Genomic DNA, 18,528 nt, shown 5'->3' with positions numbered 1-18,528 from the left:
CTTAGGTCGGTTGTGCTCCGCGCGAGCAGCTATAAAGAACGCTGAAAAGAGAGGGATTGATACATTCGACACGGGGTCGAATTACGTAAAAGCGCAATTACCGGCTAAGGTTGAATATGCGATCTGTCGAACCTATGGATGGCGCGAAAACGATTGTTGGATACAGGAGCGGCGCGCCTGTAATACGGGATAATCGCCCAGAAATACTCAGGTCATAGGAAAAAAATGAAATAATTGAAGGGGCGAAGTGTCTGTTTTTCGACAGGTTCAGCGCGCTGAACATTAAGCATCGATAGCATCAAAAAAAGGTGGGTACTTGCCTCCCTTGGGGCCTGGCGCCGATAGTTTGACGCTGTTTAGTGCGAGCCTGCTTTTTAACGGGCGGGTGTGTTGGGCCCATTGAACTAAAAGTGCCCATGTCGATCGTACTGTAATCTTGGGGCTCTCATTGGATAATGGACTGGCAAGTGATTCGCAAATTTTTCATTTCTGCTTACCCTTGTGTGGGTCTGCGCGGTGATCCTCGTGACGCGGTTCTTCAGTTGATCAGCCTGGTGCCACCCAGTTTGCCGCCTGATCCGTGATCATTAGCCTCCGCCGTTGCTGTGAGTACCCTTCAAGCGCCTCCTTTAGTGGTGCAAAACCACGCGACAGCCTATTAAAATGCGATACCCGGAAGTGCCTGAGTTTGGCCAGGCAAGCAGCCTTTTTCAGAGTTTCATGGCTCCGCTCTTCTCTGGTATAGTTTTGGGCTGAAGCAGATTCAGGTGCAGCATTAGAACATTGGACGATGGGGCTTACAGGGATGCCCGGCTACTTAGGACGAATGAGGACCACCAGGCCCTCTTCGTGGTGAAACGTTATCGCCATTTATGAGTGTTTTATATGGATGTAAATTTGATCCCTGTGATTTTATCTGGCGGCGTGGGCAGCAGGCTCTGGCCTGTCTCCCGGGAAGCGCATCCGAAGCCATTCATGACATTACCGGATGGGCAGAATCTGATTCAGAAGACGTTCGTGCGGGCAGCGAAACTGCGCGGTGTCACTGAGGTAGTAACGGTTACCAACCGCGAGCACCTTTTCAAAACTGAAGACGAATATAGCCTCGTTAATACCCAAGGCCACTCTCAGATTTACATCCTTGAGCCCTTTGGAAGGAACACCACTGCCGCCATTGCTCTTGCCGCTCTTCAGTTGCGAGAGAAGTATGGTGATCAAACGCATATGCTGGTGCTTGCCGCCGATCATATGATTAAGGATGACGCAGCGTTTGCAGAAGCTGTTGCCCGCGCCACTCACCTGTCTTCGCAAGGTTGGCTTGTCACTTTCGGCATTCGGCCGCAGTACCCGGAAACCGGCTTCGGTTATATTGAGGCTCGTGTCAACACGCCGGTAGACGGTGGTTTCAAAGTCGAAAATTACGTCGAGAAACCAGACCTGGAAACCGCTGAGTCATATATCGCCGCCGGGAATTATTTCTGGAATTCGGGGATGTTCTGTTTTCAGGTCGGGACCCTACTTGGCGAGCTGGAAAAACACGCGCCTAAGATCCTGGCTCAAGTCAGTGAATGTTTGGCGCATTCGCGGGTGGCAGTGGCAACCGGGTACAGCTGTCTGACGGTCGATGCCGACACCTTTGCCAAGGTAACGGATATATCGATTGATTATGCCGTTATGGAGTGCTCTCAGAACGTCGCGGTGGTGCCGTGCGATATCGGTTGGACGGATATTGGCTCCTGGAATGCTGTGAGTGACCTCACCTGCGAGGACGCTGAGGGCAATCGCTTCGATGGCGAAGTAATCAGCCACGGTGCACGCAACAACTATGTGAAGAGCGAAGATCGCCTCACCGCGTTGGTAGGTGTCGAAGACTTATTGGTGATCGACACGGCTGACGCGCTACTTATCGCGCACAGGGACAAGGCTCAGGATGTGAAGCACATCGTCGGTCAACTGAAAAGCAGCGGTCATACGTTGCATAAGTTGCACCGTACCGTGCATCGCCCATGGGGCACTTACACGACGCTGGAAAATGGCGAGCGATTCAAGATAAAGCGTATCGTTGTCAAGCCGGGTGCTTCGCTTTCACTGCAAATGCATCACCACCGGAGTGAGCATTGGATAGTGGTGAGTGGGATGGCAGTGGTCGTCAATGATCAAGCCGAACTCATGTTGAACACAAATGAGTCGACGTTTATTCGTGCTGGTCATAAGCACAGGTTGAAGAATCCAGGCGTTATTGATCTTGTCTTAATAGAAGTTCAGAGCGGAGACTACTTGGGTGAGGACGATATCGTCCGTTTCGAAGATGTATATGGTCGAGTAACGTAGGCGCGCATGACCATTGAATGATTTGTGGTTGGGTATGGAAGTCCGTACCTAGCTTGAAGAGTTTTAGAAAATTAAAGAATATTCTAGAGGGATTGGATTTTGACTAAGAAAAAAGCGCTCATTACAGGTATTACCGGCCAAGACGGCGCTTACCTCGCGGAATTTTTGTTGGCTAAAGGTTATGAGGTTCACGGCATTCGCCGTCGCGCCTCAATGTTCAATACGCACCGTATCGATCATCTGTACACCGATCCACACGCCAAAGGCTACGATCTGACGTTGCATTACGGCGATCTTACAGACTCTTCAAGTTTGATCCGGATTGTCCAGCAGGTTCAGCCGGACGAGATCTACAACTTGGCCGCACAGAGCCACGTTGCAGTATCCTTCGAAGAGCCTGAATACACAGCAAACTCTGACGCGTTGGGCACCCTGCGCTTGTTGGAAGCGATCCGAATCGCTGGCCTGGAGAAGAAAACCAAGTTCTACCAGGCGTCTACGTCTGAGCTGTATGGCCTGGTGCAGGAAACTCCTCAGAAGGAAACTACGCCATTTTACCCACGCTCGCCGTACGCAGCTGCCAAGCTATATGCCTACTGGATCACTGTTAACTACCGTGAGTCGTACGGGATTTATGCGTGCAACGGTATTCTTTTCAACCACGAATCACCTATCCGTGGCGAAACATTTGTAACGCGTAAGATCACCCGTGCGCTGGCACGTATCAAGCTGGGTCTGCAAGAGTGCTTGTACTTGGGCAACATGGACGCCCTGCGGGATTGGGGTCACGCCCGTGATTACGTCGAGATGCAGTGGCTGATGCTCCAGCAGGAAGTAGCGGAAGACTTCGTCATCGCCACTGGCGAGCAACACTCTGTGCGCGAATTCGTTGACCTTGCTGCCAAAGAAATCGATATCGCGATTCGCTGGGAAGGCAAGGGCGTCGAGGAGAAGGGCTACGACGTAGCCACCGGCAAGTGCATCGTGGCAGTTGATCCAGTCTATTTCCGTCCTGCAGAAGTAGAGACGCTTTTGGGCGACCCTACCAAAGCCAAAGACAAGCTGGGTTGGACGCCGACCACGACTTTCCACGAGCTGGTTCAGGAAATGATGCGCGAAGACCTGAAAGAAGCGCAGCGTGATGAGTTGGTTAAAAAGCACGGGTTCAAGTATTTCAATCACCATGAATAAGATCCATCAGAACTCTACAGTTCTAGTGACGGGCGCTGGGGGCGGCTTGGGTAAAGCGCTCGTCGCCGCCTTAGCCCGTCAGGGATTTAGCAACGTACTGTCACCCGCAAGACACGATCTGGATTTATTGGATACCAGATCCGTTGACGATTATTTTGCGCACCATCGGCCAGATGCAGTATTGCATCTGGCTTCTATCGTATTCGGTTTGCAAGGTAATCTTGACAATCAGATGCGTTCGTTGGCTGAGAACTCGCAAATTAACGCTAATGTGTTTGCTGCGATAAACAACCATCCTGTGAGCTATGTATTTTTTGCAGGGACCGTTGCTTCATATGCATTCCCGTATAAAAACATCCCGCTGGTGGAGTCCGATTTTTTTGATGGGCTTCCTCACGGAGGTGAGTTCGGCTATGCCATGTCAAAACGGCATGCGTTCGCTTATCTTAAAGTTTTAAAAGATACCAAAGGTTTGGATTATACTTACGGTGTCTTAACCAATCTGTATGGCGAAAATGATCGTTTTAACGATAATACCGGGCATGTAATCCCTTCGTTAATCATGAAAGCCCATAGCTCGAAAGTTAAAGGCGAGCCCTTTATGGTGTGGGGTGATGGTTCCGCGGAACGGGATTTCCTGCACTTCGAAGATGCCGCGGATGCCATCCTTGTTTGCATGAACAAAGGTTCGACGCCTGAACTTGTGAATATCTCAAGTGGGCAGAGTACTACGATCAAGCATTTGAGTGAGCTGGTTTGCAAGGCGGCGGGTGTTGGCGACATACAGTTTCAGCTTGATAAGCCCGTTGGCATTAAATCTCGCGTGGTCGACAACAACAAGCTGGAACAGCTGGGCTTTACTCAACGTGTCAGCCTTGAGGTCGGTATTGAGCGACTTTACGATTGGTATTCGAAAAACGTAATAGAGGTCCGCGTGTGAGCAGCAATATGAAGATGGCGATTGTTTCCAGTTATTCTGAGAGCTGCGGTAATGCGGCATTCACACGCATCGTCCATGACAGCGTTGAATATTTTCATCCTAACATTGAGGTTGATGTTGTCGAGCTGGACCTGAAACTTCTCCAGTCGATCAGTCTTGATGTTCGTAAAAAAGCGGACGCCCATATTGCGGATATATGTGCACGTTTAAAAGATTATGATATCGTCAATATTCAGATGGAAGCCGGCCTTTACGGTACGTTGCCAAAAGATATTACCAGTCGTTTCAGAAAGATGGTGTCGGCTAATAAAAATACATCGGTGACCCTCCATTCGCCACGGTTGGTAGGCTCGGCTCAATCGGGCGCTCGCTCAGCAATCAAGAAGTTCCTGCATTTTGACATCAGAGGCGGTTTTAAAGATCTCTTGGGTGGTAAGTATGCGCAGGTTCACATTAATATAAACAAGAAGATCATCGACTACTCTGCACGGTCGAACGCTCGGCTTATTGTGCATACCTCGCGGGCCAGAAAGCAAATTCACGATTTTTTCTCCTACAACAATGTTGACGTGCACCCGCTGAAAATGGTGCCTATCAATTATGTAGAAAATCCAGCGACTTACGATAAAATCGTTCATGACGCGGGCTTCGCTGAAGAAGACGTCCTGATTGGTATGTTCGGTTATATCAGCGCTTATAAAGGACACGTTGATGCGTTGAAGGCGTTGGAGCAACTTCCCGCCAACTACAAACTCTTGATATTCGGGCGCCAGCACCCTCAGACGCTTAAGGCGAATGGTCATCCGGATGCTTATCTAGAACACTTGCAGGCACTGGTTCTAAGGAATAAGAAATTAAGAGGTCGTGTCTATTTCATGGGCGAGCTGAACGATAACGACTTCCTTGATGTTGTGGGTTCCGTCGATATTTCGTGGCTGCCGTACTATGAAAATGGCCAAGACGGTTCAGGCATTGCTTCCATATGCCTAGACCGGTCGCCTCGTGTGTTGTGCTCCGCCTCGTTCGCGTTTGATGAGTTATTTCAACTTGTCGAATATAAGAACGTTAAGCGCTTCGACATCGGTAATACGATGGAGATGGCCCTCAAGACAAAAATGTTTTTGAAGTCGGGCAAGACCAGCAGGCCTTTCTGTGATGAGTCGCGCTTCAGCATCAAGTCACAAGCCGATAACTACGTGAAAGGTAGCCAAGCTAAATGACGGATAGTCATAGCGTTACGATTAAAGTGAACTCCCCATTCAGAGAAGGTCTTCACGATATAGCGCAAAGCATGAAGAAATTCGGCATGGCGCTTTTCTTCGCGTGGGGAGACACGAAGGCGCGCTACCGTCGAAGTATTTTAGGTCCGTGGTGGATGGTGCTCAGTACTGCCGTCAGCGTGGCTGGGTTGGGTTTCCTCTGGAGCATGCTGCTAAAAGATGACCCGGTTAAACTGGTTCCATCACTGACGGTGGGGTTGGTCATATGGCAGTTTTTATCTGGATGTATTCTGGAAGCCCCGTCCATCTTTTCAAGGAATGCACATTTTATTCGGAATATAAAGATTCCGTTCTTTGTGTTCCCGCTGCAGTTGCTGTTACGACAGCTGATTAACTTATGCCATAACGCCGTTGTGGTCGTAGCTGTTATCGCTTATTTTGGTGTTAAACTCTCTTACGTGCACTTGCTTATTATACCAGGCATGCTGTTAGTGGTTTTGAATCTGGCATGGATTGTTGTCCTGGTTGCATTGGTGGGCGCGCGTTTTCGAGACGCCGAACAGATAATAGGCGCGATCATGCCGCTGATGTTTTTCTTGAGTCCTGTCATCTTTCGTCCTAGCCAACTTGCAATGGCGCAAGAAATTGTCTGGCTCAATCCGTTCAGTTATTTTATAACCTTGGTTCGTGACCCGATCATGGGTTCGGCGCCTCCCATTTTTGTTTATCAGGTAAGTATTGTTTCCCTCTGCGTAGGGGGGATGTTCACGCTTTACATGCTGGGCAAGCATCGTCGTCACATTTCATTCTGGATTTAAAAATGGCTCACCTGATATTCGACAATGTGACGATTAAATATCCCGTTTATAACGGAGGAGGGAAGTCGCTTAAAAAAACCTTGGTGAACGTCGGTACGGGTGGGCTGTTGTCCCGGGATCCAGGCGAAGTAATGACTGTTACGGCTTTGGATCAAGTCTCCTTTAAGCTCAATGATGGCGATTCAGTTGGGCTGATGGGACATAACGGCGCGGGTAAGACTACCCTCCTGCGTGCGATGGCGGGCATTTATTCACCGAGCCAAGGAAGTATTTCGAGTCAAGGTAAAATTTCTACCATCATCGAATTGGGTGCAGGGCTGGATTCTGAGTTGTCTGGGTATGAAAATATTTTCCGACTCGGCTTGCTGCTCGGAATGTCGAAATCGGCAGTCGTTAAAATGATGCCTTCTATCGAAGAATTTACCGAGCTTGGTAATTTTTTGAATGCCCCTGTCCGGACTTACTCCTCCGGCATGTTGATGCGTCTGATGTTCGCAGTGAGCACATCAAACCAGCCAGAAATTCTGCTGGTTGATGAGATGTTCGGGACTGGCGATAAAGGCTTTCAGGAAAAGGCCAAGGCCCGAATGGAGGGGTTGATCTCGTCTGCTAAGATATTTGTATTTGCTTCCCACTCAGAGGAACTTATTGAGAAGTTTTGCAATCGAATTTTTGAACTTAGGCATGGCTCTGTGAAAGAAGTTACCTAGCTAGGTATCTGATTCTTAGAATATCTTGAACATTTGTTTTTGGTACCTTGGGGTTCGCTATGGTAAGAGTTCTGCATTTTTTCAAGACGTATTATCCGGACACGCTGGGCGGTGTCGAGCAGGTGATATGTCAACTCGCCGAGGGCGGTAAAAGTTACGGTATTGATTCCGAGGTTCTCTTTTTAAGTCCTCGAGGCAGTGCGGATAATGAAAAATTCAAGAATCACTTAACGCATCGTGTGAACTTGGATTTGAATGTTGCGTCCACAGGGATGTCTTTTTCAGCGTTGAAGGAGTTCGTTAAACTGGCGCGCCAAGCCGATGTCGTACATTATCATTTTCCATGGCCGTTCATGGACGTGATTCATTTTCTATCGCGGCTGAAAAAGCCTACCGTTGTTACTTATCATTCTGATATTGTCAAGCAAAAGATCCTGCTTTCGCTGTACTCACCTTTGATGCGCAAGTTTCTCTCCAGTGTCGACGTAATCGTTGCATCCTCACCGAACTACCTCGCCAGCAGTAACACACTTAAGGCATTCAGAGAAAAAGTTAAAGTTATTCCGTTCGGCTTAGCGCGCTCTTATTTTCCTGAGAACAATGCCGTCCGCAAAGAGTATTGGCAGAGGCAGGTAGGCGATAAGTTCTTTCTTTTTGTTGGTACGCTTCGCTACTACAAGGGCCTTGAGTACCTGCTGGAAGCAGCAGCGCTGACGTCTTGTCAAATTGTTATTGCGGGTGGTGGTCCTCAAGAGTGTGCTTTAAAAGAGCAGGCTGCGCAGTTGAAACTCAGCAATGTACGTTTTATCGGGCTTGTTTCCGATGAGGATAAAGGGGCTCTGTTAGAAGCGTGTACAGGTTTTGTCTTCCCGTCTCATCTAAGGTCTGAGGCGTTCGGCATCTCGCTTCTGGAAGGTGCGATGTACGGTAAACCCCTGATATCGTGTGAAATCGGAACAGGTACGTCCTATATCAATATCCATGGGGAAACAGGCTATGTGGTTGCCCCAGGTGATCCGGTTTCCTTGGCGAAGGCGATGGATTCACTCTGGGCTGATCCCGAACGATGCGATCGCCTGGGGCGTGCCGCTCTTGAGCGCGCTGAGCGGCATTTCAGTGTTAACGAGATGGTTGAAGGTTACGCGGATATCTACAACAGTCTGGTTAATAAGTAGTCTTAATGGGTATCTACGTAACTGATCCATACCCGTCTATTCAAAAAGGTAGGCCGCTGAACTGCGGCTCTTGATTGGTAAGCGCTTAATAAACCCCACCTGTTCAAAAATAGGCGGCGCGCTTAGCGAGGCGATGCGGGCGAGCAATTTCACGGCAGCAAGGCTTCGTAATCTTTAACCAAGGTTGCCTGTGTCAGGCGCTCAAGTGCGTGGCGCAGCCACGCATAGGGCTCTTGGTCGTTGGCTTTGGCAGTCTCGACCAGGCTGTAAAGTAGAGCACTGGCCGTCGCGCCTTTGGGTGTATCGCTAAACAACCAGTTCTTTCTTCCGATGACGAAGGGCTTGATCGCACGTTCGGCAGCGTTGTTGTCGATCGGCAAATTGTAGTGGTCTAATGAAACCGGACACCCATTTAGGCGAGAATGCTCGCCAGATCGTAAGCGCTCCATGAACCCCACATTCAAAGTGCTTAGCTGATGCAGGATGCTGTGCTCCCGATTCTCTCAGGAGCCCGCTCGTCATGATGCGACCCGACGCTAAAGTCGAAAAACTGTACCTCTATCCCAAGGCCGTGGACTTCCGAAAATCCATCGACGGCCTGGCCGCCTTGGTCGAGCTGGATATCAAGGTCGCGGTGTTCGACCCTGTGCTTTTCGTCTTTCTGAATCGCCACCGTAATCGAGTGAAAATTCTTTACTGGGAGCGCAACGGCTTCTGCCTTTGGCTCAAGCGCCTGGAATCCGAACGTTTCAAAACATCCCCCGACGCTACCGTATGCGTCGGGCCAAGTCATCTATGGCCGATGCATGAGGTAGGCCTCACCGGTAACGCGGATCATCGAATGGGGCACGACCTGGCAAGTCTTTACGATCTTGAAGCCCTGTCGCTCGTAGAAACGCCGGGCTCCCGTGTTTGCCGCGTAGTCTATGAGGCTTAGGCCGTTTAGCTCTAGTTCCTCGGCGCGCACCTGAGCGAACTCAAGAAAGCGCACTCCAAAGCCCAAATTTCGCCAGCCATCGTGAAGCGCTAAGCTTGAAATATAGAGTGTGCCGGGGATCTCCATTTCGCAATAGGGCGCCAGCACAGGGTCGGAGGTGGGAAGAGTGGTGGGATCTTCACGCATCACGTAGCTATGCATCATTCCAACAACACGCTCTTTGGCTTCAGCGATGAGGCAGTTCTGGTATGAGAAATCGACCTCTTCTCGAGCGTATCGGATGGCACCGACGTCTAGTAGGTCTTGCCCTGATCTGGCCTAATGAAATTGGACACATCAATAGGGCGCTATGATGGCGCCCAAATCTAAGGTGTGCATGATGATGCGAAAGTCCTATTCCAGCGAGTTTAAGCTCAATGCAGCAAGCATGGTGCTCGATCAAGATCAGCCTGTTCCCGAGGTCTGTGCCAACCTCGATATCGGCCCTACAGCCTTGCGCCGATGGGTTGAGCAGGTCAGGAAAGAACGTACAGGCTCAACGCTAGCTGGCACAAAGGCCATTACCGCCGACCAAAAACAAATACAGGGACTCAAAGCTCTGCTCAGGCAGAAAGAAAGGGATATCGAAATCCTAAAAAAGGCCAGTGTTCTCCTGCTTTTGGACTCCAAAGATCATTCCCTCTGATCAGCGAGCTAGGCGAACAGTATGGCATTTCGGATTGCTGCCGAGTGTTTGAAGTCAACCGCAGCAGCTACTACGCCTGGCGTCAGCGCCAGGGGAAAACCAACCCGGAGCGCGAAGCGCTCAAAGTTGTGCTGATCAAGTTCCACAAAGCCTCAAAAGGTTCAGCCGGCGCCCGAACGCTCGCCAAGGATATGCAGGGTGTAGAGCATAAAGTTGGACGCTACATGGCTAGTCGTTTGATGAAGGAAGCCGGGATCTCCAGCAGCCAACGCAGACCCCATAAGTACAAATCGTCGGGCGCTGAGTCGCTGATAGCTGAGAACGTGCTGGACCGTGAGTTTTATGTGGCGGATATCAACAAAGTCTGGTGCGCAGATATCACCTACATCCAGATAGGTAAACGCTGGCTCTATTTCTCCGTGGTTTTGGATCTATTTGCACGACGGGTGGTGGGATGGTCTTACTCATTGGTCGCCGATGCGACTCTAGCAAGTGTATCGCTGCGCATGGCCGTTGAGCTGAGAGGGCAACCGAAAGGCGTGCTGTTTCACTCAGACCAGGGATGCCAATACACCAGTCATAAATTCAGGGACGAACTGATGGCCCATGAGCTAAAGCAAAGCATGAGTCGAAAAGGCCAATGTTGGGATAACGCCCCGATGGAGCGCTTCTTTGGCAGTTTGAAATCCGAATGGGTCCCTGAAGACGGTTACGATTCAGAGTTCGAGGCCCGTGTTGATATCAACCGATATGTGGCGCGCTACAACAATGTAAGGCGCCACAGCTACAACGGATATCACTCGCCGGCAGCGGCAGAAAAGATGGCCGCTTGAGAACCGAAAAGAATGTCCAAAATTACTGGACCAGATCACCCAGGCTCCGCCAACTGGCTCCAGATGTAATTCGACGCCCCTTCAGAAGTGATTTGGAATAAACGAGCAATTTCGCGCGCATCATCGCGGCGGGCCGAACGAAATTTGACGGTCATGTAATGACTCCAAAAGCCAAGGAATTGACTGCTTATAGCGTGGGTGTCGGCGCCAATGCCGAAATGACCCAGTGGCCGACATCACGCTGACCCAACACCAATCGGCAAAAATCCAACACTGGTAATGTTTCACAAGGCAGGAGCCTGGGTCAGTGAAGTTTCGGTAACTGGGTCAATTCTACGCTGGCGACAACAACAAGCCCGCGACTTGGCGGGCCCTATTGATCTCGAGCGGGAGGAAGTTTTTTGCTCCCAACCTGATAAGAATCGAGTCTTTTTATGACTTACGTAAGGATTTCCCAGGTTTAATATTTGTTGCTGCCAATTTTCTTCACGCCTGGTTCCGGTGTGACTATGCTACGATCGGCAGCCGCGTAAAGGTCAAATTCGAATTTGAACTTCTCCAGGATTTCTTGTATCTGTATCGACGAGAGATGAAATTCCAGATTTTTAAGTTTTTGCCGACTTTCGCTTCGTTCGTTGTAGGTTAGATTTCCGGAAAAAGAAACACCCAACTGGTCAAGAACTTCTTTGAGTTGCGCGTTAAGACTCTCATAAAAAATGGCCCTGTGTACGATCATTGAATCACCATCACAGAGCAATGTTTTTTCTGATTCACACTCCGCAATCGCCCTATCGAGCGTGTAACTGGGGTCGTCAAAACGACGCATGGCGAATAGCGAAATTATTTTTTCAAATGGATTTCGAATCACGCCAAATTTGTAGAGTTTTTCATACAGCCAAGTTCCGATTACGGATCTTACCGCTGTTGCCGACATATGATCAATGAATTGAGCTGTGCCGTCAGGGGAAAGATAATTTCGATATTTATGAGATGGAAACAAGTCCTCTGGGAGCTTGGCCACTACCGCATCTTCCTCGAGAACATTTGAGAGGTGAGTTTCGATTGAGGTGCCACCAACCTTTACACCTTTGATGAATATGAACCTATGTTTCAGTGAAATAATCAACTGCATCTCCAGCAAGAAGAGCGCATCTTCTATTAATTAAATTTTTTTAGAATGGCGCACACTACGTCGTCGATTGAAAAAATTGACGTATCGATAGCTATGTCGGGGTCAAGGGGAGCCTCGTAAGGCGCGTCGACTCCAGTCAACCCGGAAATCAGGCCTTGCCTGAACTTCGCATATAAGCCCTTGGGGTCTCTTTGTGAGCAAACCTCAACAGGCGTCGACAAGTAGACTTCCAGAAAATCGCCATTATGGAATAATTCCCTGGCGATAGATCTGTCTTTTATATAGGGAGAAACAAAGGCGCATATCACTATATGATCCGCTTTAGCCATGAGCTTAGCGACTTCACCCGCACGACGAATATTTTCTGCCCTGTCAGTCATCGACATCCCGAGATCCGAACACAGGCCTTGTCGAAGCTCATCGCCATCTAAAATAAACGAATTTGTCCCCTTCACCTGAAGGGCATTACTCAGTGCTCGAGCTATCGTTGTCTTGCCGGCCCCCGGTAGTCCAGTAAGCCAGATACAGATTGGTGTAGACATCCCTTCTCCAAGATTCATTCAAAACTAAAACCCGACCTATTTTGATATCACCCAGAAATGGGAACACCGAACAAGCCCTCAAAAGCTCTTCAATTCATGGTCACCAAATACACGAGAATGACTTCCCATCGAGCTGGAAAAGGTCGCCTTCAAGTAGCCTGATCAACCAGCGGCTAGTTTGTCATTTTAGCTACATGAAATTGTACCATCGTTGCGCAAAGTGTCGAGGTATCGCCCTGCAGGTCGGCCAGACCGCAAGCCAGGTCAGACAATCGAAGTGGGACAAACATCGAAATCACCGACGGCGTGTCATCGACGTTCATCGGCGCGAGATAGAGGCTTTCACCGCTTGGCCCACCTTTCACAGTGCAGGCTCAACGGACTGCGCAATTACACAACTGAGCAGTCAATTCATCGCGAACGCGGGTGATTGTTACCTTAATCAAACCTTTGACAGGCGCTAATATTACTGCTGAACTTCGGTCAGGCACTTGACCCCCGGCAAGTAACAGGCATGACTCACGCCGGGCCCGGGCGGAGCCGGATGTTGATTGGATACTTGCCTATGTCCTGGTTCAGTGCAGCGGCCAAAAGCCGGTTTGCATGCCGGCACTTTGGAAGACCTGCAGCAGTTGACGCGTGGTGATGGGCATATTTTTCTCCACCAAGGCCTCGCTGAGTCCGCACGCCGTCGGCGGTGATATAGTGCGATAAAATTGTTCAAACGGCTGCAGGTTAACAATGGTTCGCAATTACGGGTTGGGTTTGGCGAAAATCTCTGCCGCCTATTTGGTTATGTTTGGACACCTGAGGTTTGCCGGCACTGTGTCTTTGGGCAGACTTCCCAATGCACACCAAGTCATCACCTTTCGATAGGTTGGGTTTATGGATCGAATAGCGTTAATACTCACAGAAGTTCCCGACGACTGGCAAAAAATAAGCTCTTGCAAAACCCATCCTACCAACTACAATGCTGCGATTGAGCTTATAAGTGCTTTTCGAAGCCTCATACCTTGAACACCTTTATTCTGGAGCAGCTCATTATGAAATCCAAGTCAAAAGTAACGATTATTAGAATAATTTTACCTTCCTCGGTTATAAATAAAATCTCTTTTTCAGAACTGAATGTTGTTAGAACTGCTGTCGCGGCAGTACTGATATTGCCCGCCACCATCGTGTTTTCTAGTTATGCTCGAGCAGCATGTCCGGCTGACATAAGTGCAGGAGTTAATATCACAAGTCAAGAGACCTGTAGCGCTGCGCTCTCTAGTTATCAAGGTAATGGGATAGAATTACTGAAGGCCTTTGGGGTTGGATCCATACTCAATATTACCGGTTCGGCTGTACAATTAACTAAGACGGGAACGGTGAGTTCTTCATCAGCAATTTTTGCTGAGGCGGGCGGTGTAATCAACGTCCTTGATGAGATGTACATTAATTTCAATAGCACCGGACCTTTTAGTAGTGCAGTAGCAGCACATGGTGATGGAAGTGTTATAAATCTCGGTAAAAATACCACGATTATACACCGCGGTGGAAGTATAGGCGGAGCTGCCATTGATGCTGAGAAGGGTAAAGCTATTATTACCGCCGATGGTCCACTAAAAATAATCACAGACGGCGCAGCAGCAATCGTTAGCGTACAAGGTGCTACTGTTGCGCTGAAAGACGTATTTGCTACGGTTGGAAATAACGGAAATAGTAATCCTAATGGTATTTTTACGAGTGACCCGGGCAGTTCTGTTAGTTATAATAATGGTGTTATAAGTTCATCTGGCACCGCAATACGCATCCTCAATGGCGCAACCGTTACAGCGTCCGGCTCGAGCGATTTGAGCACCTTCCTTGATGGCGCCCAAGGTGTTTTCGCCGACGGCTCCAATAGCCGCGGTACATTTAATGGCTCAACCTCGATAACAACCTCAGGAAGTGCTGCATATGGAATTTTGGCGGGCAATCAAGCCAATATTAACGTGTTAAGTGGTGGCACTATAAATACTGCTGGTGTTGGTAGCCATGCTATATACTCGCAGGCTGGAGGCGTTATTTCGACAATTGGTCTCGACGTTACGACTAACGGCAACTCCAGTGCAGGCGCTCTAGCAGACGGCGCGGGAAGTATAATTAATTTCAGCGGCGGCGTAATCTCCACAAATAGTTCTGTCTCAGAAGGCGTATTTGTCACTAATCAAGGCGTTGTAAATGTCATTGATAGCAGTATTCTTACAAGTGGCCAAGGGGCCGTAAGTATAAAGATACTCGATGTTACGAGCCTTGGTTCAACTGCAAACCTTTTTAACGCGCAAGTCCGGGCTGAAGGCGTCGATGCATGGGCAGCTGATGTAAAAGGCACTCTGAATATGCAGGGTGGCCTTATGAGCAGCACTTTATATGGCGCTATGGTGGCTAGTGGCGATGCTACAATAAACTTACAGAACAGCGCGCAAGTTGTTGGCGGCAATGGAACTTTATTGTCAATTGGGGACGAAAAAAGCCTAGTTAACCTTGCCTTGGACGGTAGTGCATATGCTCAAGGCGACATAATATTTTCTGCAAATGCGGATAGTAACGCTGATGGCTTGCTAGATTCTAGAACGAACGTCTCTCTGTTTAATAGCTCCCTATGGCGGGGTAGTACCAATGCAATCGACTGGTTATCGCTAGATCAGACCAGTCAGTGGATAGTTACTGGTAATTCAAAGCTTAATAGTTTGAATAACTCAGGTAGCATTTACGTTGCGGGAGCTTTAGGCACAACTGTAACTGTCAATGACACGTATACGAGTAATGGTGGTTTATTGGCGTTGAATACGCAGTTGGGCAATGACGCCTCGATCACCGACAAACTCATCGCGGGGAAAGTGGTTTTAGGAACTGGCGCCACGCGACTATTGGTGAATAATGTCAACGGCCTGGGCGCCCTGACGACCGGTAATGGCATTGAAGTGGTGCATGTTAATGATGCAAGTGCTTCGGCTGCTGGAGCCTTCGCCTTGGGCAACCGAGTAGCAGCAGGTGCGTATGAATACACATTACAGCAACATGGGTTGGCCAATACCGATGGTAATTGGTATTTGCGCTCCACGATCCCAACGGTTGATCCAGGCAATCCGGAGGAGCCAGGCAATCCAGGTGAGCCAGGCAATCCAGGTGAGCCATCTACACAGCCTAACTATCGTCCCGAAGTACCATTGAATATGGCCTTGCCTGCACTTACCAATCGCTTTGGTTTAGCGATGCTGGGCACTTATCATGAGCGCCGCGCTGAGTCGCCTGTAAGTACAACGGAGCAAGCGGTTAAACAAAGCACTTGGGGCCGCGTGCTTGCGGAAAAAGGCAGTGCAGGCAAGTCTGGTTATAGTGCTTTTACGGGTCAAGGGTCTTCCTATGACTACGACATTAAAGGCTTCCAGGTAGGGCAGGATCTCTATGGTGCGAAGAACCCCAATGGTACGACTGATGTGGCGGGTATCTATGTAGGGCGAGGTGACATTTCTGGCAGTGTGGATGCGGTCACGGGTGGGCGCGCAGGTTCAGCTTCGATGGACGGTACATCATTGGGTGCTTATTGGACCCGCAAAGGGGAAAGCGGCTGGTATGTGGATTCCGTTTTGCAAGGTACCGTTTATAGCGATGTCAAAACTCATTCTGGATTGGGTGAGAAGCTTAAAACTAAGGGGCGCGGCATGACAGCGTCGGTAGAAGGCGGTTATCCAATAGCGTTGGGCAACAATTGGGCTGTGGAACCTCAAGCGCAACTGATCTACCAGCAGATCTCGCTGGATAGCGCTCAGGATACCTTTGGTAAGGTCAAGTTTGACGATACCAAGACGGGGTATGCTCGGGTAGGGTCGCGCTTGACTAAGAAACTGAACGTCAACAGCGATCAACCTGCGACGTTGTGGGCTAGAGCTAATATTTGGCAGCAAATAGGCCCCGATAGCCGTACGACGTTTAGCGCGTTGCAAGGCAATAATGCTGTGTCACTGGATACCAGTTTGGGCGGGACCTGGGCCCAGGTCGGCGTGGGCGTAACGGGTAAAATCACCGAGAGCATTAGCGCTTTTGCCGGAACCGACTACAACCAAACCATCGGCAGTGGTGATGGACATAGCATCAGCGGGCGAGTGGGGCTTGAAGTCACTTGGTAAGTTGTGATGAAGAGAGGGATCGTCTTAGAGACATTCCAATATTTGTAGAGTTGGCTAGAAGCTAAAGTTAGGTAAGCGATCCATAAACCCCACCTAGCCAAAGGTGGGCAGAGGGTTTAGCCATACATCTGAGGCGTGCAATGCGCAGAATGGTAGATACGATCAAACACTGGCGCATCCATCGATCCACTGCGGATGACCTGAGAGATTTTTCTCGCAGGTACAACGCTGTGATTAGAGGATGGATCGAATACTACGGTAAATTTTGGTACAGAAACTTCAGCTATCGATAATGCTCAGGCGCGCACGCTCCGGTCCCCCCCACCGTTATGACGACTGCAATGGGCCTATCGTGCCTTGAAATCCCTTTTCTGAGGTGCCCCTTTCTACCCTTTTGGCTCGGAGTGCCGTGCAAACTGGTAAAGCATGGGAGGGCTTTCACAGATAGGAAAAAATAGCCCAGACTTAATTTGACGGACTGTGACACGCATACCACTGGGTGTAGGTCTGAACACGCTAACTACAAGGGTTTTCTGCATAGATAACGCATCGGTTTGCACGGTGACCCAGGCGCCATCCTTGCAATCCCCTATGCCGTTAATATAACGGTCACTGACTCGCTTTGCGGCATACTTCAGTGGTAATGAAATTGCTCCTCCCACGGCCTGCTGCGACATGTCCATTTGAGTGATGAGCAATTGTTTCGCCTGCTGATGAATATCCAAAATGCCCGTTGCAAGCGCTGGAGGCTGCACTTTTTGCGCATCGACGAACTTGCGCCGTGCATGGGCCATGCACGCCAGACGCTCCACGCCCGGTTGCAACGCCAACGTGTTATATCCCGCGTAATCGTCGTCGGTCATCACATCGCCGCGATAACGCATCAAGCAGCATTTGCTTGAGAAGTTCTGGATCATCAGGAAGGTGTTCGGGCATCGAAATCATGCCCCGGATTATACCCGTCAGGCGACGAATCTTGGAGTTAAAACCTGATGAGGGCGATTGCGCCACAGGTCAAAACCGTCGAGCAACCAGTTCAATTCCTGAACAGTTAATACGATGGCTTCATCGGTAGCGTCGGGGGATGTTTTAAAACGCTCGGATTACAGGCGCTTGAGCCAAAGGCAGAAGCCGTTGCGCTCCCAGTAAAGAATTTTCACTCGATTACGGTGGCGATTCAGAAGACGAAAAGCACAGGGTCGAACACCGCGACCTTGATATCCAGCTCGACCAAGGCGGCCAGGCTGTCGATGGATTTTCGGAAGTCCACGGCCTTGGGATAGAGGTACGCTTTTTCGACTTTAGCGTCGGGTCGCATCATGACGAACGGGCTCCTGAGAGAATCGGGAGCACAGCATCCAGCATCAGCTAAGCACTTTGAATGTGGGGTTCATGGAGCGCTTACCGTTATCCCAAGCCTCTGCAGCTCTACAGCGTACCGAACAGGACAAGCGTTTTGCCCTGGAGCAGCGCCTGCAGAACAAAGATGAAACCCACCATAAGGAACTGACCGATGAGCAAACGAAGCAAGCTCGCCTGCGTGATCGCCTGGCCACTGCTGATCTGCGGTTGTCAGTTGTACTCGCCGACACCGATGCCCCAGCAGCTGTTCAGTGCCAACCACCACCGCCACCGGCCGCGTGGTTCATGGCACCACAAGAGCCCAACTTGACCCAGCGCATGCTCAACGAATTATCGGAATTACCGATGCCGGCAACCAAGGATTGATCGCCCTGCGTGGTTGTCAGGCCTATGCCAAAGAGGTCTCTACACAGAAGTAAAAGGGGCAGCCTAGCAAGGCGTCTTACTCCGATACGGTCACCTTCTCGGCAAAAAAATCCTTATAAGTTCAGCTAGGACCTG

General features: G+C 49.7%; 13 protein-coding genes and 7 pseudogenes. 13 read left to right on the top strand and 7 right to left on the bottom strand.

Going from position 1 to position 18,528, the window contains the following annotated elements; all coding sequences use genetic code 11:
• Positions 1–885: 885 nt before the first annotated feature.
• The 7 genes from ACA065_RS22505 to ACA065_RS22475 all read left to right on the top strand — a co-directional run bounded on the left by ACA065_RS22505 (position 886) and on the right by ACA065_RS22475 (position 8,385).
• Positions 886–2,331, top strand: a complete 1,446-nt coding sequence (locus tag ACA065_RS22505) for a mannose-1-phosphate guanylyltransferase/mannose-6-phosphate isomerase (protein ID WP_497691570.1) — start codon at positions 886–888, stop codon at positions 2,329–2,331.
• Between the two features lie 96 nt (positions 2,332–2,427).
• Positions 2,428–3,522: a GDP-mannose 4,6-dehydratase gene (gene gmd, locus ACA065_RS22500; RefSeq protein ID WP_497695406.1), complete on the top strand. Its 1,095-nt coding sequence runs from the start codon at positions 2,428–2,430 to the stop codon at positions 3,520–3,522.
• Positions 3,473–4,462, top strand: a complete 990-nt coding sequence (locus ACA065_RS22495) for an NAD-dependent epimerase/dehydratase family protein (RefSeq protein WP_497691569.1) — start codon at positions 3,473–3,475, stop codon at positions 4,460–4,462. Before gmd ends, ACA065_RS22495 begins: the two co-directional genes overlap by 50 nt.
• Positions 4,459–5,682, top strand: coding sequence for a glycosyltransferase family protein (locus ACA065_RS22490; RefSeq protein ID WP_497691568.1), 1,224 nt, complete (start codon positions 4,459–4,461; stop codon positions 5,680–5,682). Before ACA065_RS22495 ends, ACA065_RS22490 begins: the two co-directional genes overlap by 4 nt.
• 71 nt (positions 5,683–5,753) lie before the next feature.
• Positions 5,754–6,500: an ABC transporter permease gene (locus ACA065_RS22485; protein WP_497691567.1), complete on the top strand. Its 747-nt coding sequence runs from the start codon at positions 5,754–5,756 to the stop codon at positions 6,498–6,500.
• Between the two features lie 2 nt (positions 6,501–6,502).
• A complete protein-coding gene (locus ACA065_RS22480) occupies positions 6,503–7,210 on the top strand; it encodes an ABC transporter ATP-binding protein (protein WP_497691566.1) in 708 nt (235 codons plus the stop codon).
• A gap of 59 nt (positions 7,211–7,269) precedes the next feature.
• Positions 7,270–8,385, top strand: a complete 1,116-nt coding sequence (locus ACA065_RS22475) for a glycosyltransferase family 4 protein (RefSeq protein WP_497691565.1) — start codon at positions 7,270–7,272, stop codon at positions 8,383–8,385.
• Positions 8,386–8,534: 149 nt separating this feature from the next.
• Here ACA065_RS22475 and ACA065_RS22470 read toward each other — a convergent pair.
• Positions 8,535–8,768 (bottom strand): annotated as a pseudogene (locus ACA065_RS22470) (transposase domain-containing protein); the annotation flags it as partial.
• Positions 8,769–8,905: 137 nt separating this feature from the next.
• On the opposite strand from ACA065_RS22470, the pseudogene tnpB (ACA065_RS22465) reads away from it, so the two are divergent.
• Positions 8,906–9,097: pseudogene (gene tnpB / locus ACA065_RS22465) on the top strand (IS66 family insertion sequence element accessory protein TnpB); the annotation flags it as partial.
• An 81-nt stretch (positions 9,098–9,178) separates the two neighbouring features.
• Here tnpB (ACA065_RS22465) and ACA065_RS22460 read toward each other — a convergent pair.
• Positions 9,179–9,640 (bottom strand): annotated as a pseudogene (locus ACA065_RS22460) (GNAT family N-acetyltransferase); the annotation flags it as partial.
• Positions 9,641–9,701: 61 nt separating this feature from the next.
• Between ACA065_RS22460 and ACA065_RS22455 the strand changes: the two are divergent.
• Positions 9,702–10,007 carry a transposase gene (locus tag ACA065_RS22455; protein ID WP_497690620.1) on the top strand — a complete coding sequence of 102 codons (306 nt, stop codon included), beginning with the start codon at positions 9,702–9,704 and terminating at the stop codon, positions 10,005–10,007.
• The gene (locus tag ACA065_RS22450; RefSeq protein WP_497695362.1) at positions 10,004–10,840 is read left to right on the top strand and encodes an IS3 family transposase; all 837 of its coding nucleotides are present in this window, start codon (positions 10,004–10,006) and stop codon (positions 10,838–10,840) included. The genes ACA065_RS22455 and ACA065_RS22450 overlap by 4 nt, the downstream gene beginning before the upstream one ends.
• A gap of 38 nt (positions 10,841–10,878) precedes the next feature.
• Here the strand turns inward: ACA065_RS22450 and ACA065_RS22445 are convergent.
• The 3 genes and pseudogenes from ACA065_RS22445 to cysC all read right to left on the bottom strand — a co-directional run.
• A pseudogene (locus ACA065_RS22445) lies at positions 10,879–10,995 on the bottom strand (GNAT family N-acetyltransferase); the annotation flags it as partial.
• Between the two features lie 305 nt (positions 10,996–11,300).
• Positions 11,301–11,966 (bottom strand): sulfotransferase family protein, encoded by a 666-nt coding sequence (locus tag ACA065_RS22440; protein ID WP_497691564.1) that lies wholly within the window; start codon positions 11,964–11,966, stop codon positions 11,301–11,303.
• A gap of 32 nt (positions 11,967–11,998) precedes the next feature.
• The gene (gene cysC / locus ACA065_RS22435) at positions 11,999–12,514 is read right to left on the bottom strand and encodes an adenylyl-sulfate kinase (protein ID WP_497691563.1); all 516 of its coding nucleotides are present in this window, start codon (positions 12,512–12,514) and stop codon (positions 11,999–12,001) included.
• A gap of 1,043 nt (positions 12,515–13,557) precedes the next feature.
• On the opposite strand from cysC, the gene ACA065_RS22430 reads away from it, so the two are divergent.
• Positions 13,558–16,665: an autotransporter family protein gene (locus tag ACA065_RS22430; RefSeq protein WP_497691562.1), complete on the top strand. Its 3,108-nt coding sequence runs from the start codon at positions 13,558–13,560 to the stop codon at positions 16,663–16,665.
• Between the two features lie 140 nt (positions 16,666–16,805).
• Positions 16,806–16,958, top strand: a complete 153-nt coding sequence (locus ACA065_RS22425; protein WP_497691561.1) for a group II intron maturase-specific domain-containing protein — start codon at positions 16,806–16,808, stop codon at positions 16,956–16,958.
• 423 nt (positions 16,959–17,381) lie between these two features.
• On the opposite strand, the pseudogene ACA065_RS22420 reads toward ACA065_RS22425, so the two are convergent.
• Positions 17,382–17,543 (bottom strand): annotated as a pseudogene (locus tag ACA065_RS22420) (IS66 family transposase); the annotation flags it as partial.
• 225 nt (positions 17,544–17,768) lie between these two features.
• Positions 17,769–17,983 (bottom strand): annotated as a pseudogene (gene tnpB / locus ACA065_RS22415) (IS66 family insertion sequence element accessory protein TnpB).
• Positions 17,984–18,021: 38 nt separating this feature from the next.
• On the opposite strand from tnpB (ACA065_RS22415), the pseudogene ACA065_RS22410 reads away from it, so the two are divergent.
• Positions 18,022–18,446, top strand: a pseudogene (locus ACA065_RS22410) (lysis system spanin subunit).
• The last annotated feature ends 82 nt before the right edge of the window (positions 18,447–18,528 follow it).

The organism is Pseudomonas sp. LBUM1640, from assembly GCF_059716225.1.
The sequence above is the reverse complement of the archived record's forward strand: the minus strand, read 5'-3'. Positions and strand labels throughout refer to the sequence as shown.

Excerpts from the sequence above, each read along its gene's own strand:
- ACA065_RS22455 (WP_497690620.1), top strand. The coding sequence starts at position 9,702 with ATGATGCGAAAGTCCTATTCCAGCGAGTTTAAGCTCAATGCAGCAAGC.
- ACA065_RS22485 (WP_497691567.1), top strand. The coding sequence starts at position 5,754 with ATGAAGAAATTCGGCATGGCGCTTTTCTTCGCGTGGGGAGACACGAAG.
- ACA065_RS22480 (WP_497691566.1), top strand. The coding sequence starts at position 6,503 with ATGGCTCACCTGATATTCGACAATGTGACGATTAAATATCCCGTTTAT.
- ACA065_RS22495 (WP_497691569.1), top strand. The coding sequence starts at position 3,473 with ATGAGTTGGTTAAAAAGCACGGGTTCAAGTATTTCAATCACCATGAAT.
- ACA065_RS22430 (WP_497691562.1), top strand. The coding sequence starts at position 13,558 with ATGAAATCCAAGTCAAAAGTAACGATTATTAGAATAATTTTACCTTCC.
- ACA065_RS22425 (WP_497691561.1), top strand. The coding sequence starts at position 16,806 with ATGCGCAGAATGGTAGATACGATCAAACACTGGCGCATCCATCGATCC.
- cysC (WP_497691563.1), bottom strand. The coding sequence starts at position 12,514 with ATGTCTACACCAATCTGTATCTGGCTTACTGGACTACCGGGGGCCGGC.
- ACA065_RS22505 (WP_497691570.1), top strand. The coding sequence starts at position 886 with ATGGATGTAAATTTGATCCCTGTGATTTTATCTGGCGGCGTGGGCAGC.
- ACA065_RS22475 (WP_497691565.1), top strand. The coding sequence starts at position 7,270 with ATGGTAAGAGTTCTGCATTTTTTCAAGACGTATTATCCGGACACGCTG.